Consider the following 13,774-nt stretch of genomic DNA (forward strand, 5'->3'; position numbering starts at 1 on the left):
TCGTCGGCGGCATCTCAGTGCAGCCCTTCGTGCGCGATCTCCAGCGACTCGACCGCCGCCTGTGCGGTGCTCGGGTCGAAGGACGGCCCCTGCCAGCTGACCGGCACGATGCCGAGCACCTGCCAGCGCGCGATCACCGTCAGGTTCGGCTGCAGGGCGACGATCTCCCCGTTCTTGCGCTCCACCCGGCGCACGATCTGGTCCAGCCAGCGGGCCACCTTGGTGGTGTCCGCGGTGACCGGCCTGGTCAGCGTGATGTTGGTCCAGCTGACCCGGGAGGGCAGCTGCCAGGTGAAGCCGTTGTTGCCGCCCTCGGTGAACTGCTCGATCTCGACCTGGGCGCCGAGTCCGGTGCAGGTGTGGAACGCGCCGAGGTCGTCGCCGCCGATGGTCAGCCGGAAGAACACGCTGCTGGCGAAGATGCGGTCGGTCATTTCGGTTCTCCTCCCGCTAGCGGCGGTGGTCGGGTGGCCTGCCGCGTTCGCGGTCCCGGCGCAGCTCGGTGCGCAGCAGCCGGCTCATCGGCTCGAGCAGCCTGCGGGCGAGCTCGTCGAGTTCGAGCCCGCCCGTACCGGTCTGGTCGTCGCGGGCTGGTGTGGTCTTTTCCTCGCGTTGCACCGGTTTCACCGTCGCGGGGATGTCCGGCGGCACGCCCGCTGCCCGTTTCACCTGCGGACTGGCCGCATTTCTCTGCACCGTCGGCACCGCTGGCGACGCCGGTGCGGTGGTGGCCGGGAGGCTGGGCGTGCTCGGCGGCGGCCGTCGTACCACCGGTGGCTCGGCGGGGGCGGCACGTCGCGCGCGCTGCACCGGGGCGACCGCGTCCGGCATCGGTGAGCTGGGCGGGACGGTGTGCTGCACCGGCTGGCGCCATCGGGCCGGGACCGCGGTGGACCTGTGCGCCGGTTCGGCCCCCGCCGGCACCGGCAGGGGCGGCGCCGAGGGGATGGCCACGCGCAGCGGGCGGGTGGCGAGCAGCGGCCGCATCCGCCTTGCCACCGGCAACTCGCCGGCGACCGGCCGGACCAGCGGTACCGGGCGGACCGCGGACCCCGGTTCAGGGGCTTGATGGCGAGCGGTTCCCGGTGCGTCCGCCTTTGTCCTCAGTGGACTGGCGGCCGGGTTCGCCACGAGCGGGCGCACCGGAACTAGGGGTGGTTCCGGTGCGGAGGAGACGCTCGCGAGCCGCTGAACCGGGGCCGCGGTGTCGGGTGGCGTTGCCGTTTCGGGGCGGTGGACCGGAGCTTCCCGCCTCACCAACGGAACGGCGGCCGGGGGTGACTCGGCCTCGATCGGGGTCGTGCCCGTTTTCGCGGCGCGTGCTATTGGCAGGTCGGCGGGCTGACCGGAGGACCGGGGTTGCGGCCGACGCGCCGGGGGAGCGGCGGCGTCGCGTCGCGGCAGTCGTGCGGTGGCCGGTATCGAGTCGACCGGGGCGCCGAGACCGAGTACGGGCTGTGCGGCCCGTTGGATCGGTGCGGTCCGAGGCTCCGGATCGGTGGTGTAGGACTGGTATTCGGCCAGCATCTCGTCCTTTGTGGACGATTTGCGGACGGTGGCCGGCAGGTCCTGCCGCGGTTCGTCGAGGGTCGGCACACCACCGGAAGGCAGCGGCGGTCCGAGCGGGACGTCGTCCAACTGGCTCGACGGGAAGAGGTTGGCCGGCTCCGGGCTGCCGGTGGGCTTCCGGCTGCTCCGCTGGACCGGGGCCGCGGGCGGTGTGGCCGGGTCCGGGACCGCTCGCAGGATCGGGATCACCGGGGCCGGGGCGCCGAGCGTGGGTGCGGGCCGGTCCCGGGCCGCGGTGTTCGGCCGGACGACCGGTGGCGCCGGTTCGGGGGCCGAAGGTTCCGGGGTGGCACGCTGGACCTGGGCCAGTGGCGGATCAGCCGGAGGTTCCGCGCCTCGGGCGGCCGGAGCGGGCGGTTCCGAAGTGGACGGACGGAACACCGGCCCACCGGGTTCGGCCGGGTTCGGTGCGGCTTCGGCGGGCTTTGCCGGTGCCGTGCTGGTCGGTTCGACCGGAATGCCGGGAGCCCGCTGAACAACGGGTCCGACGAGTGGTTCCAGGGACGGCAGGGACGATGCCGTGGACACCCCGGGCTCCGCCGGATCCGGCGGCAGTGCCGTTGCGGACGTCTCGGAGAATGCGGATGCCGCCGATGTTTCGGGTGCCGCGATGATCGGCTTGACCGGGGCTTCGGGCGCCTGGTGCAAAGGGGTGGCGGCCGGTTCGGGAGACGGCTGGGGCGCGCTGGAGTCGGCCGGGGTCGCCGGTGCCGCGATGGCCCGCTCGACCGGAGTGCCGGGTGCCCGCTGAACGGGAGCGGCGACCGGTTTCGGGGACGGCCGCGGCGCAGGCAACGGCTCGTCAGGTTCGGCCGGCGCCGCAGGTGTCACGGGTGCTTCGAGTGGAGCGGCGGGCGCCCGCTGAACGATGGGTGCGTTGGCTGGTGGTTTCGCCGGGGCCGCTGGCGTGGTCCTCCTGACCGTGGTCTCGGCATGGCGGGGACTCGACGGCACGACGGGCATGACCGGCGCGGCGGAATCCGGAACGGCCGCGGTGGCTGCGGTGGCTGCGATGTCCACGGCAGTGCTTTCGGCGGCGTCCCGGCCGGTGCTTTCTCCCGCGCTGAGCCGGTCCGGCGGGAGAGCGGGCAGCAACGGCGCCGTGGCGGGCGCGGGCAGCGCGCCGGATTTGCGGGCGACCAGCAGCAGGTCTTCCGCCGCCTGGAAGGTGCCGGTGCCGCCGGCCGGCCGGAGCACGCCCTGCACGAAGCCGGACGGTGCGTCGGCGGCGGTGCTGTGGCCGAGTCCGGTGGTGACCGCAGGGTTCCGCCAGGAGGCCAGTGTTTTCCGGAACACCGACGCATTCCCGAGGCGGGTGTCCGGCTGCCCGATCACCGCGGGCATCGGCGCCGCCCGGCGCCAGCCGTCGTGGCGCGCGGGGGCCCCCGCCGTTACTGCTGGCACCGCCGTCGCCGCCGTGCCTGCCGCCGCCCGCTGGACGGTGCGCCGCCGCAGCCTGTTCCACAGTTTCACCGGTTCACCCGCCTTCGTTCACCCGGGCGTTGATGCGCGCGATCTCCCGCACCCAGCGCCGCCGCTCGTGGTGCTCGAGATCGAGGATCTCCGTGCGTGGCCAATGGAAGTGGTAGGCGACGTACGCGACCTCCTCATGCAGGCGCTCGGCCGCGTACGTCACGATTCCCCCAGGCGGCCACCGGCCAGGTCCACCTCGAAAGCCGCCCCGCAGGACGGGCACTCGACGCCGGCCCTGGTGTGCCCTTCGCTGTTGATCCGGCGGTAGAAGTCCTGCAGGAAGGCGATGTCGGTGGCGTACATCTGCTCCACCAGGCCGGGGTGGATGTCGGTAATGGTGCCCAGCGCGGTGATCACCTGGCTGAGCAGCACCACGCTGAGGTACGCGGGGTTCTCCTTGACCCGCAGGTCGACCTGCGGGCGGAGCTCGTCGCGCGCGGTGGCCAGCCGCATCCGCCCGTGCCGGTGCACCGTGCCGTCCGAGTGCAGGAAGCCGCGCGGCAGCTCGAACTCGAACTCGGTGCGCGGGCCCGTCCCCGGTTGGGGCGATCCGGGAGTTTCGGGATTTTCGGGGGGCCTCGGTTGTTCGGCCAGCTCGTCCAGATCCCCGACCGTGACGGTCCGCCGCCTCATTCCACCTCGATTCGCTCGAAGGTGATGGTGGCCTTCTCGTCCGCCCCGGCGGACTGGGTGGCGTTCAGGCCGGGGCCTTCCCACTTGCTCACCCAGGCGTCGTAGAGCTGCATGCGCCGGACCGTTTCGCCCTTGGAGTCCTGCACCTCGATGGTCAGGTTCTGGCGGGCGTCCTCGACGTCGCCGTTGAGCAGGGTCTTGTTGATCCAGTCGGTGAACTCCGGGCTCTTGTCCATCCCGCGGGTGATGGTCACCTCGCCGCCCTTGTGCCCGCCGGGCTGCTTCTTGTTGATCGGCTTGCCCCGGTCGGTCACCTGCTGGGTCTCCACCACGTCCTGCTCGACGACCAGCCCGCTGACCTCCTTGATCGACTCCACGGTGACCCCGCCGAGCTGGACACCGAATCTGTGCGTGGCAAGCGTGTCGCCCTCTGCCATGATCTTTTACCGCCTTCCTGGGACTGCGCCGGTCACTCGCTGACCAGGCTGGTGCTGTCGGAGAACTGGGAGAGCCGGAAGATGACGAACTCCGCGGGCTTCACCGGGGCCACGCCGATCTCGCAGACCACCTGACCGAGGTCGATGGACTCCTGCGGGTTGTTCTCCCGGTCGCACTTGACGAAGAACGCCTCGTCCGCGGTGCGGCCGAACAGCGAACCCCGCCGCCACTCCTCGTGCAGGAAGGCGCTGATGTTGCGCCGGATGCTGGACCACAGCCGGTCGTCGTTCGGCTCGAAGACCACCCACTGGGTGCCGATCAGGATCGACTCCTCCAGGTAGTTGAACAGCCGGCGCACGTTCAGGTAGCGCCACGCCGGGTCGGAGGAAAGCGTGCGGGCGCCCCAGATCCGGACGCCGCGCCCGGAGAAGGAACGGATGCAGTTCACGCCGATCGGGTTGAGCAGGTCCTGTTCGCCCTTGCTGAGCGACAGTTCCAGGTCCACCGCGCCGCGGATGACCTCGTTGGCCGGTGCCTTGTGCACGCCGCGCTCGCCGTCGCTGCGGGCCCACACCCCGGCCACGTGCCCGCTCGGCGGTACCAGCTCGTTGCGGCCGGACGCCGGGTCGAACACCTTGATCCACGGGTAGTACAGGGTGGCGTAACGCGAGTCGTAGCCGGCCTCGTCCATCCGCCATGCCCGGACCCGCTGGGCGTTCAGCCCGGGAGGCGCGTCGAGCACGGCCACCCGGTCGCCCATCTGCTCGCAGTGCGAGATGGCCGCGAGCTGGACCGTCCGCACCCCTTCGGCGTCGATCATGCCGCGCTGGTAGGCGCTCATCAGGTCGGGCATCGAGACCATGGTGATCTCGTCGATGGTCTCCAGGCCGCCGAAACCGGTCCGGTCGGCGAGATCGCCAACGTACTCCTGTGCGTCCACTTTGGCCGGTGTGGTGCCGGCGGGCGGCGGGGCGGGCACGGTGACCGTCTGCCGTTCCGGGCGGGTCAGCGCGGCACCCTGTCGGTCGGTCACCTCGATCAGCTTGGAGCGTTCGCTGACCTGGGTGACGACGTAACCCTTGACGTTCTTCTTGGTGGACACGTCGTAGCTTTCGACGACCTTGCCGCCCTGGCTCACCACCAGCTTGAAGCGGTCCTCCGGCGGGTTCTCCCCGTCGGCGTCGGTCACCTCGACGGTCAGGTCGGACTCGGCGGCGGGCAGGGCGGTGATCCGGAGCCCGCCGAGCTGCACCGGGGTCGCGCTGCCGCGGACCTGCTTGCCGGAGAGCACCCCGTCGGTGGACGCGCCGCCGACCCGCACCACGTAGGCGGTGCCGCCGCCGTTGGCGAAGTAGCCGTAGACGGCGTGCGCGAGGTAGCTGTCTTCGACGAAGCCGCCGAAGGTCTGCACGTACTGGTTCCAGTTGGTGACCAGGGTCGGCCGGTGGAACGGGCCCTGACCGGCGAACCCGACAAAGGCGGCCACGGCGGTGCCGACCCCCTCGATCGGCCGGGCCCCGGTCTGGACCTCCTCCACGTACACGCCTGGGGAGAGGTACGACGGCATGCTCGCTCCTTTGTCTGCCCGAGTGATCTGCGTCCAGCCTGGCCGGGTCGGCGGTGGGCCGGACAGGGCTGCCGGGACTAGGCCACGGGCAAGGTGACTGCCTTTCCGGGCAAAGGTTCCGCTGGGCGGCGCGGTTGCCCCCGGAAGTGCCCGCGCACACCTGTACCCGGGCTTGCGCGCTGCCGTATCAGTGAGTTTGCAGTCCATCCCGGAGAGGACCCATGCGCGATCACCAGACCCCAGAGCAGACCGATTCCCCAGCGACAACGAGCTTCCGGGCACCGTCGGAGGATCACGGAGAAGGTCCGCAGCGGGCCGACGAGCTACTCGAGTTGCAGCGCACCGCGGGCAACGCGGCGGTGGCGCGGCTGGCCGGGAGCAGGCACGTGCACGACGAGTCCTGCGGTCACTCCGAGCAGGTGCAGCGTTCCTCGGTGCGGGACGTGCTCGGCACCGGCGGCCGCCCGCTGGACGAGCCGGTGCGACAGGAGATGGAGGCCAGGCTCGGTTCCGACTTCTCGGACGTACGGGTGCACACCGGCACCGCGGCGCAGCGCTCGGCCGACGAGATCGGTGCCAGGGCGTACACCTCGGGCAGCCACGTGGTGCTCGGGCAGGGTGGCGCCGACAAGCACACCCTGGCGCACGAGCTGACGCACGTCATCCAGCAGCGCTCCGGCCCGGTCAGCGGCACCGACACCGGGGACGGGCTGAAGGTGTCCGACCCGTCCGACCGGTTCGAACGGGAGGCCGAGGCGAACGCGGCCAGGGTGATGAGCGGACCGGCGCCAGCCACCGAACAGGCCGGCGCCGAGGTCCAGCGATCCGTCGGCGGCAGCAACGCTTCGGTGCAGCGGATGTACGGCACCCGCACCAATACCGACCTGCCGCCCGGCACGGTGACCTCGAAGCAGATCACCGTGGCCGATCGGAACTCCGTCCCGTTCCTCAACGCCGTGTACACCGGGCACCAGCAGACGCGGCTGGGCATCAAGGACCCGTGGAACTCCAACTACGCCGTGCTTAGGTACTGGGACAACGGTGCCAACCGGGAGGAAACCCTGCCGCTGTACAACGCTTCGTCGGCACAGCACGCGGAGGAAGCAATCTTCGGGGTCCTGCGGGCGAAGGGGATCGACTACCGGCCGATCGAGCTCTTCACGGACAACAGCCCCTGCGGTGGTTGCAAGCCGGTCATCGATCTCGCCGTGCGGGAACGGGCCAGGGGGTACGACGTGCCTGTCTACTACATCGCGGACTACAACCAGCTGCCGCAGGTCCGGCACCCGCAGATCAGGGCGTGGTGGCAATAGCCCGCCGACTTCATCGGAAGAGGATTGATGCACGCTCAAGAACACCTCGAAGAGACCGAGCGCACGTCGCGCGGCCACGCGACCCGGCAGGCCGATGATCGGCAGCGGTCCCCGGGTTCCGCCGGAGAACTCCAGTCGATGCAGCCGACCTTCGGCAACGCCGCGGTCGCCGGGATGGTGCAGCGCATGGAGAATCCGGCCGCGGAAGCGAGTTCCGGCCCGACGGCGAGTATCGCGGAGGGACAGCTCGCCGAGGTCGGACCGGGCGGCACGATCACCTACCCGGAGGTGGACAGCTGCATGACGGTGACCGTGCACCTGCGCACCGGCGGCATGGTCGGTGCGCACCTGAGCATCTTCCGGATGGAGGGCAGGCACGCTTCGAACGAGCTGGTGCCGCTGCTGAAGGCCGCCGTGGGCAAGCGGCGGGTGGCCGCGGTCGAAATCGTCGGCGACTTCTGGTCCTGGAACTCGCGGTGGCTGACCACGACCCTGGATACCCTGCAGTCGCAACTGCCCGAGGGCACCACCGAACCGCCGCCCCAGTTGCAGCCGGAGCCGAACGCGACGACCACCGTGGCGGACGCGGTCCATGCCATCCTGGGCCACCAGCGGAAGAAGTACCAGACCAGGCAGGCCACCGGGAACGTGGTGGTGCGGTCCAGGCCACCGTCGCAGTAGGACCGTCGTAATAGGACAGCGGCGGCGCCGCCGGGATCATGCCGGCGGCGCCGCCGATTCCGCTGCCTCGCTCAGCCAGTGGCCGAACTCGTGGTCCAGCACCAGCCTGCCGAGCTTGCGGTACTCCTGGTGGATCGCGGTGACCACCTCCGCCATGCCGACCCGGCCACCCGAGGCCGCGGCCAGGTAGGCGGCGGTCACCGCGCAGGCGCGGATCGAGCCGCCCGCGAGCTCGAAGCGCTCGGCGCAGAAGGCGAGGTCGAGATCGTCGTTCCGGGGCATGGCGGTGCCGAGGCAGCGATCCCACAGCGCGAGCCGCTGGGCGGCGTCGGGCATCGGGAAGTCCGCGATCACGTCGAGCCGCCGGGTGAACGCGTCGTCGAGGTTCGCCCGCAGGTTCGTGGTCAGTATCGCGATGCCGTCGAAGGACTCCATGCGCTGCAACAGATAGGCGGACTCCACATTGGCGTAGCGGTCGTGCGCGTCCTGCACTGCCGAACGCTTGCCGAAGATCGCGTCGGCCTCGTCGAACAGCAGCACCCCGTTCACCCCGACCGCCTCGGTGAAGATCCGCTCCAGGTTCTTCTCCGTCTCACCGACGTACTTGTCGACCACTGTGGACAGATCCACCACGTACAGGTCCATGCCCAGCTCGGCCGCGATCACCTCGGCCGACATCGTCTTGCCGGTGCCGGACTCGCCCGCGAACAGGGCCATCACCCCGCGGCCACGGCCGCCACCTGGACGCATCCGCCACCGGCCGAGCACGGTGTCCCGGTGCCGGGCGCGCAGGGTGAGCTCGGCGAGTTGACGACGGCTCGGCTCGGGCAGCACGAGATCGGCCATGCCGACCGCCGGGGTGATCCGCCTGGCGAGCCGGGCCAGCCCGGCGCCGTTCTGGGCCCGCACCCCGGCGCGGAGCTGCGCCAGGCCCACCGGCTCCTGGTCGAGCAGGGCGAGCCGGGTCGCGACCGAAGTGGCGGCGTGCACCTGGTCGGCGCCGAGCCGGTAGGTGGCGAGCAGGTCGGTGACGGCGGGCTCCGGCGGCCGGTCCGTCACCCGCGCCAGCGCGCGCAGCCAGTCACCGGCCCGCGATTCCGCGGTCGGCGGTTCGACCCGGATCGATACCGGCTGCCGGTGGGTCCAGGCCGGGTCCCAGTTCCCGGTGCCGTACAGGATCACCGCGACATCCGTGGCGAGCGTGGTCAGCTGGGTCAGCAACCTGGCCCGCTCGGGCCGTCCCGGATCGAGGTCCTCCACCGGCCCGAGCACAATGCCGCCCTCGCTGAACCGTGCTTCGCGGACCAGCGCCGCCAGCGCGGATCGTGGGTCGGGGTCTTCGGTGAGCGCCTTCGCCCGCACCGCCAGCGCGGTGCGCCCGGTGCGGGCGAGCAGATCCGCGGCGAGGCCGTCCGAGCCGGCCTCGGCCTGCGCCAGGTGGATCAGCCGGATCCCGGCGTCGAGCGCCGCGCTGATCCGGGCGGCCAGTGCGTCCGGCGCTCGGGCCGTCTCCGGCGGCACCCCGGCGATCTCCGCCAGGCGGGGGTCGGGTTCGTCGTGGCCGAGCAGGTGCGCGAGCACCCGGTCGGGAACCCGGAGCGACCGGGACAGCGAAGGCCGGTCCGGCTCCCGGATCTCGAGCAGTTCCCCGGCCACCAGCGGCGCGTTCGCGGTGAAGCGGAACCGCGCGGCACCGGCCGCGGGAAGGTCGTACAGCTCCAGGGCCAGCCCGACGGTCGGCCGGCGCTGGGTCAGGTCGTCGTTCAGGTACCCGTACAGCTGCTCGAACCGGCGGTCCAGCTCGGGTGCCATGGCCACCAGCAGGAACTCCACGTCCAGCGCGGTCAGGCCGAAGTTCTCCGCGAGCCGTGCCAGCGCGGACCCCGGTCTCGGCCCGGACGGTGGCTCGGCCGTCTCCTGCGGCGGCACGGCCGGTGCGGACAGGATGCGCTCGACCGCTTCCGGGGTGAGGTAGAGCCCGCGGTGCGGATTGCCGGGGTCCGGGTCGACGGCCCGCCGCGTGGCCACCGCGTGGCGCACCCGCTGTTCGACGAGACCGAGCCGGTCCCAGAGATGAGCGAGGTCCTCGGCGGCTAGGCCAGCCGGGGTGGCGGCCGGACGGAGGGTCCCGGTCACCTCGGCGTGCCCCGGCGTCGGCGGGCCTCCGGACGTGACCGGGTGACCGCGAATCCGTCGCCGTCCGAAGTTGTCGGGCCTTCGTAGCGGAGCCTGCGGCCTTGCGCGTCGGGGCCGGTCCGCACCACGATGCCTTCGGTGACCGGCGGGCCCGCCGTCTCGCGGTCACCGATCAGCGGGGCGATCACCCGCAGGTTGATCGCCGGCTTCAGCCAGCCGCCCAGCGCCGACCAGATGTCGGTGCCGGCCCTGCCCTCGGTCACCGGGCCCGCCGACTCGAAGTGCACCGAAAGGCCGAGCTCGGCCAGCGACCCGGTGAGGAACGGGCCGGTCAGCGCCTCGTACCTGGATACTCCGCGCAGCACGTCGGAAAGCAGCCGGTGCTCGTCCTGCGGCCGGTTGGTCCACGCCGTCACCAAGTAGGAGAGCTGGTACCAGTGCGGCGGCGTTCGCCGGGCGACCACCGTGCCCTCGTCGTCGAGCTCCTCCTGCGTGCCGGTGCGTCGTCGCGTCAGGTCTTCCCGCAGGTCGTAGAGGAACACGCTCACCGTGGGGGCGTTGCGTTTCGCGGTCCACTCCTTCGACGGCGCGTCGAAGACGAGCTCGACCCCTTCGGCCGGGATGCCCTCCTCGGCGAGCAGCAGGCGCAGCGCTTCGTCCACCTCGTGGATCACCGTGTCTCCCTTGCTGTCATCTCCGCGTCACCAGGTCCGGTGGGCCGTAGGTCCCGGTCACCACCAGGAAATCGGTGGTGACCGGCCCGAAACCGAGTCCGGCCGCGGTGATCGTGCGCGGGCCGGTCTGGTCCTTGGCCAGGATCAGCAGCTGGGCGATGAACCGGCCGTCCGCCGCGGGCACCGTCGGGGCGGCCGCCGCGGTGATACCCGGCGACCAGCTCAACCGGACCGGCGTCCCCGGCGGGAAGTCGGTCCCGCGCACGGAAGTCACGAAGCCCGGCTTCCCGATCGGCGGCACCGCGACGATCCGCGGTTGCAGCACCCGCAACGGGGTGGCGGCCACGTTGTCGGCGGCGTTCGCGTCCGTGCCGGTGGTGCGCAGGGTGGTTACCACCGTGGCGTCCAGCGGGGCGTTCGGTGCGAGCACCACCTGGAGCACCGCGGTCCCGCCGGGCGGCAGGTCGGCCAGTGGGCAGCCTGCCGTGACTGAACAGCCCGGTGGCAGCGCGGCGACCGGAATTCCGGCCGGCAGGCCGAGGTCGATCCGGAGCCCGGTGGCCGGCGCGGTACCAGGGTTCCGCGCGGTATAGACCACCACGGTGCGCCCGCCGACGTAGGCCGGGTTCGGTTGCGCGGTCACCGAGATCCCGGGGCTTGCCACCGCGGGAGCAGGTGGTGGTGGCGGTGGGGGAGGTTGCGGAGCCGGTGGCGGCGGTGGCGGGGGTTGTGGCGGCGGAGGAGGCGGGGGCGCCACGACCGGCACCGTGGTGGTGGCCGAGTTGTCGCCGGTTCGCGGATCCAGCACCGCACCCGTCACCGACCAGCCCACCGTTTGGTCCCCGGTGACCAGGCCGGTGAAGACCGCGACCACCTGGACCGTGGCGCCCGGTTCGAGAAGGCCGATCGCGCAGTTGAGCGTGCCGGGATCGCACGGGCCCTTGGACGAGCGCAGGCTGTCCAGCCGCAGCCCGGTGGTCATCGACACGGACAGCACAGTGCCTGGCGAAGGCGCCGGGCCAAGGTTGGTGACGTTGACCGGAACCTGGACCTGCTGCGCACCGGTCACGATGGGCGGGGTCACCGGCGGCGCGGCGATCGCCAGATCGACCTCGACCTGCCACGTGGGTTCCTTCTGCCGTCCGGGCAGCTGCCATCCCAGCGGGCTCAGCGTCCTGTTCGGCACGTCCAGGATCGACAGCGCTTCCGGCGCGTTTGGATCGGCGGCCCGCCTGCTGGTCAGCACCATCCGGTTCCCGTCCGGTGACCACGAGACGTCACGGGGCTGGAACGGCCCTGCCGGCGCGGTCAGCGCCCCGGCGCAGGAATTCAGGCCGGCGGGCAGCAGAACTTCGCAGCGGTTGCCGTTCAGGAATACCCGCAGCAGGCCGTCTCCCTCCCGGTTGAAGGCGATGCTGAGGCCGTCCGGCGCGAAGGCCGGACTGTCGTCGGTGACCGAGCAGGCGAAACCGCAGACCGCCCGGCTCACGTCGAGCTGCTGGTCCAGGGTGGCCGCACGCGCGGTCCAGATGCGCTGGTCCCGCGGCGACCCGTCCGGGCCGCCCGCGACGGTGCCGCGGCTGAAGGCGAGCGTCTTCCCGTCCGGCGACCAAGCCGGCTGGGTGTCGTCCTCGTCCGCGGCCGGGTTGGGGTTGCGCAGAATCCCGGTCACCGCACCGGTGTCCGCCCTGACCAGTACGATCCGGCTGGGGCCGCCCTCGCGGTTGGGCGCACCGGGGGAGCGGCGGGCGATCGCGAGCATGGTGCCGTCCGGGGACCACGCCGCGTCGGTCTCCCAGTCTCCCGGCTGCCGGTCCGCGATCGGCAGCGGCGCCGGGTTGCCGCCGTCCGAGTCGACCAGCCAGATCCGTTGCACCCGGCGCTCGTTCACGGTCTCGAACCGGCTGACCGCGATCCGCCGTCCGTCCGGGGAGTAGCTCTGCCGCTGGGTCCACGGGTCGAAACCGGGACTGGGGTCGAACAGCCGGTTGGAGTCGGTGACGGCCGCCGGGTCCTCGTTGAGCACCGGCAGCCCGAGGTCCCGCGGATCCGTGCCGTCCGGCCGGATGTCCTGCAGCCCGGCGATGTTCCTGGCGAGCGTGGTGGTTCTGGCGACCACCAGCCGCTCGGTGCCGCCGTCGGTCAGCCAGGCTGGCGAGTCGACCAGCCGGTTCTCGGCCAGCAGCAACTGCGGGTCGGCCGTGGCGGGCAGGCCCTTGTCGGTGTCGACCCGGTAGACGCGGTCGACCTCGCCGCGGGGTTCCGGGTCACCGGGGCAGCCGCAGACTTCGTTGAGGCTGAGGAAGAGCAGCGCGTTGCCGTCCGGTTTCCAGACCGGCCACCTGCTCTGCCAGCCCGCCCTGGTGCCGTCGAACAGCGGGGTGCCGTTGGTGGCGCGCACACCTGGGCTCGCGCCACCGGCGATGATGCGCACGGTCTGGTCTGCTGCGTCGCCGAGATTGCCGTCGGCGTCCAGGGTGTAGGCGAGCTGGTCGCGGTGCGCCGGGTCGTTCACCGGGTTCCAGGCCGGCTGCACCGCCGCGCCGGTCGGCTCGTCGGTGATCCGGGTGACCGGCCCGCCCGCCACCGGAAACTGGTAGATCTCCCACCCGCGCAGTGGATCGCCGTTGCCGGAGAAGGCGATCCGGTTGCCGTCGGCGGAGAACGACGGCCAGGTCTCGTCGCCGGGGGTCTCGGTCAACCGGCGCATCCCGCTGCCGTCGGTGCGCGCCAGCCAGAGGTCGCGCTGGCTGCCGGTACCGCCCGGCACCGGCTCGGCGGAGTCGAACACCACCCAGTTCAGATCGGGAGAAAGTTGCGGATGCCCGGCGTCGCGCCCGCCGGTCAGCCGGCGGACCGCTCCGGTGGTGTCACGCAGATAGACCTGCGGCACCGGCGCGTCCCGCAGGCTGGTGAACACCAGTAGGCCGCCGCGGGCGGAGACCTGCTGGTCGAAATGCGTCGGGCCGGCGCCCAGCAGCGGCGCACTGGTCTGTGGGTTGCCCGGCACCGGGTTGGTCACCGCGCCGAGGCTGCGGTGCTGGGTGCCCGCATAGGCGATGCGGTTGGTCGGGGTATCCAGCGGCCGTGCCTGCGGCGGAGCCTGCGCGGCCCCGGTCGCACCCGGCACCCCGAGCAGGCCGGCCAGTACCACGGTTGCGACGAGGAACCGGGTGCGTGCCGACGCACCCGCGCTACCGATCACGGACCACCTCCGGTTGCGGGCTTTCCCGACATGCTTTCGGTTGCGCGGCCGCCGTTCCATGGCCGCGCAGGCACGGCCGGGGGAA

Annotated in this window: 11 protein-coding genes; 2 read left to right on the forward strand and 9 right to left on the reverse strand. The window is 71.9% G+C overall.

Annotation, left to right across the window (positions count from 1 at the left end; translation table 11 throughout):
* Positions 1–14 precede the first annotated feature (14 nt).
* From AMYNI_RS0137005 to AMYNI_RS0137030, 6 genes are read right to left on the reverse strand one after another with little or no spacing between them, the layout of a single operon-like run.
* On the reverse strand, positions 15–434 hold the full coding sequence (locus tag AMYNI_RS0137005) for a phage tail protein (RefSeq protein WP_020673168.1): 420 nt from the start codon (positions 432–434) through the stop codon (positions 15–17).
* A gap of 16 nt (positions 435–450) precedes the next feature.
* Positions 451–3,042, reverse strand: a complete 2,592-nt coding sequence (locus AMYNI_RS46295) for a hypothetical protein (RefSeq protein ID WP_157357635.1) — start codon at positions 3,040–3,042, stop codon at positions 451–453.
* A gap of 4 nt (positions 3,043–3,046) precedes the next feature.
* The gene (locus AMYNI_RS49700) at positions 3,047–3,205 is read right to left on the reverse strand and encodes a DUF6760 family protein (protein ID WP_020673169.1); all 159 of its coding nucleotides are present in this window, start codon (positions 3,203–3,205) and stop codon (positions 3,047–3,049) included.
* Positions 3,202–3,675 (reverse strand): hypothetical protein, encoded by a 474-nt coding sequence (locus AMYNI_RS0137020; RefSeq protein ID WP_020673170.1) that lies wholly within the window; start codon positions 3,673–3,675, stop codon positions 3,202–3,204. The genes AMYNI_RS49700 and AMYNI_RS0137020 overlap by 4 nt, the downstream gene beginning before the upstream one ends.
* Positions 3,672–4,112, reverse strand: a complete 441-nt coding sequence (locus tag AMYNI_RS0137025; protein ID WP_020673171.1) for a phage tail protein — start codon at positions 4,110–4,112, stop codon at positions 3,672–3,674. Before AMYNI_RS0137025 ends, AMYNI_RS0137020 begins: the two co-directional genes overlap by 4 nt.
* A gap of 32 nt (positions 4,113–4,144) precedes the next feature.
* Positions 4,145–5,680 carry a phage tail sheath family protein gene (locus AMYNI_RS0137030; RefSeq protein WP_026361397.1) on the reverse strand — a complete coding sequence of 512 codons (1,536 nt, stop codon included), beginning with the start codon at positions 5,678–5,680 and terminating at the stop codon, positions 4,145–4,147.
* Positions 5,681–5,901: 221 nt separating this feature from the next.
* Between AMYNI_RS0137030 and AMYNI_RS50735 the strand changes: the two genes are divergently transcribed.
* Both AMYNI_RS50735 and AMYNI_RS46305 read left to right on the forward strand, forming a co-directional pair.
* Positions 5,902–6,993 carry an eCIS core domain-containing protein gene (locus AMYNI_RS50735; RefSeq protein ID WP_084628571.1) on the forward strand — a complete coding sequence of 364 codons (1,092 nt, stop codon included), beginning with the start codon at positions 5,902–5,904 and terminating at the stop codon, positions 6,991–6,993.
* Between the two features lie 27 nt (positions 6,994–7,020).
* Positions 7,021–7,674 carry a hypothetical protein gene (locus AMYNI_RS46305; RefSeq protein ID WP_020673173.1) on the forward strand — a complete coding sequence of 218 codons (654 nt, stop codon included), beginning with the start codon at positions 7,021–7,023 and terminating at the stop codon, positions 7,672–7,674.
* Positions 7,675–7,710: 36 nt separating this feature from the next.
* Here the strand turns inward: AMYNI_RS46305 and AMYNI_RS0137045 are convergent, their stop codons facing one another.
* From AMYNI_RS0137045 to AMYNI_RS0137055, 3 genes are read right to left on the reverse strand one after another with little or no spacing between them, the layout of a single operon-like run.
* Positions 7,711–9,810 carry an ATP-binding protein gene (locus tag AMYNI_RS0137045; RefSeq protein WP_020673174.1) on the reverse strand — a complete coding sequence of 700 codons (2,100 nt, stop codon included), beginning with the start codon at positions 9,808–9,810 and terminating at the stop codon, positions 7,711–7,713.
* Complete coding sequence (locus AMYNI_RS0137050) at positions 9,807–10,484, reverse strand: Pvc16 family protein (protein ID WP_020673175.1); 678 nt, start codon at positions 10,482–10,484, stop codon at positions 9,807–9,809. The genes AMYNI_RS0137045 and AMYNI_RS0137050 overlap by 4 nt, the downstream gene beginning before the upstream one ends.
* A gap of 16 nt (positions 10,485–10,500) precedes the next feature.
* Positions 10,501–13,689 (reverse strand): DUF11 domain-containing protein, encoded by a 3,189-nt coding sequence (locus AMYNI_RS0137055; RefSeq protein ID WP_020673176.1) that lies wholly within the window; start codon positions 13,687–13,689, stop codon positions 10,501–10,503.
* Positions 13,690–13,774: the final 85 nt, after the last annotated feature.

Source organism: Amycolatopsis nigrescens CSC17Ta-90 (assembly GCF_000384315.1).
GTDB lineage: Bacteria > Actinomycetota > Actinomycetes > Mycobacteriales > Pseudonocardiaceae > Amycolatopsis > Amycolatopsis nigrescens.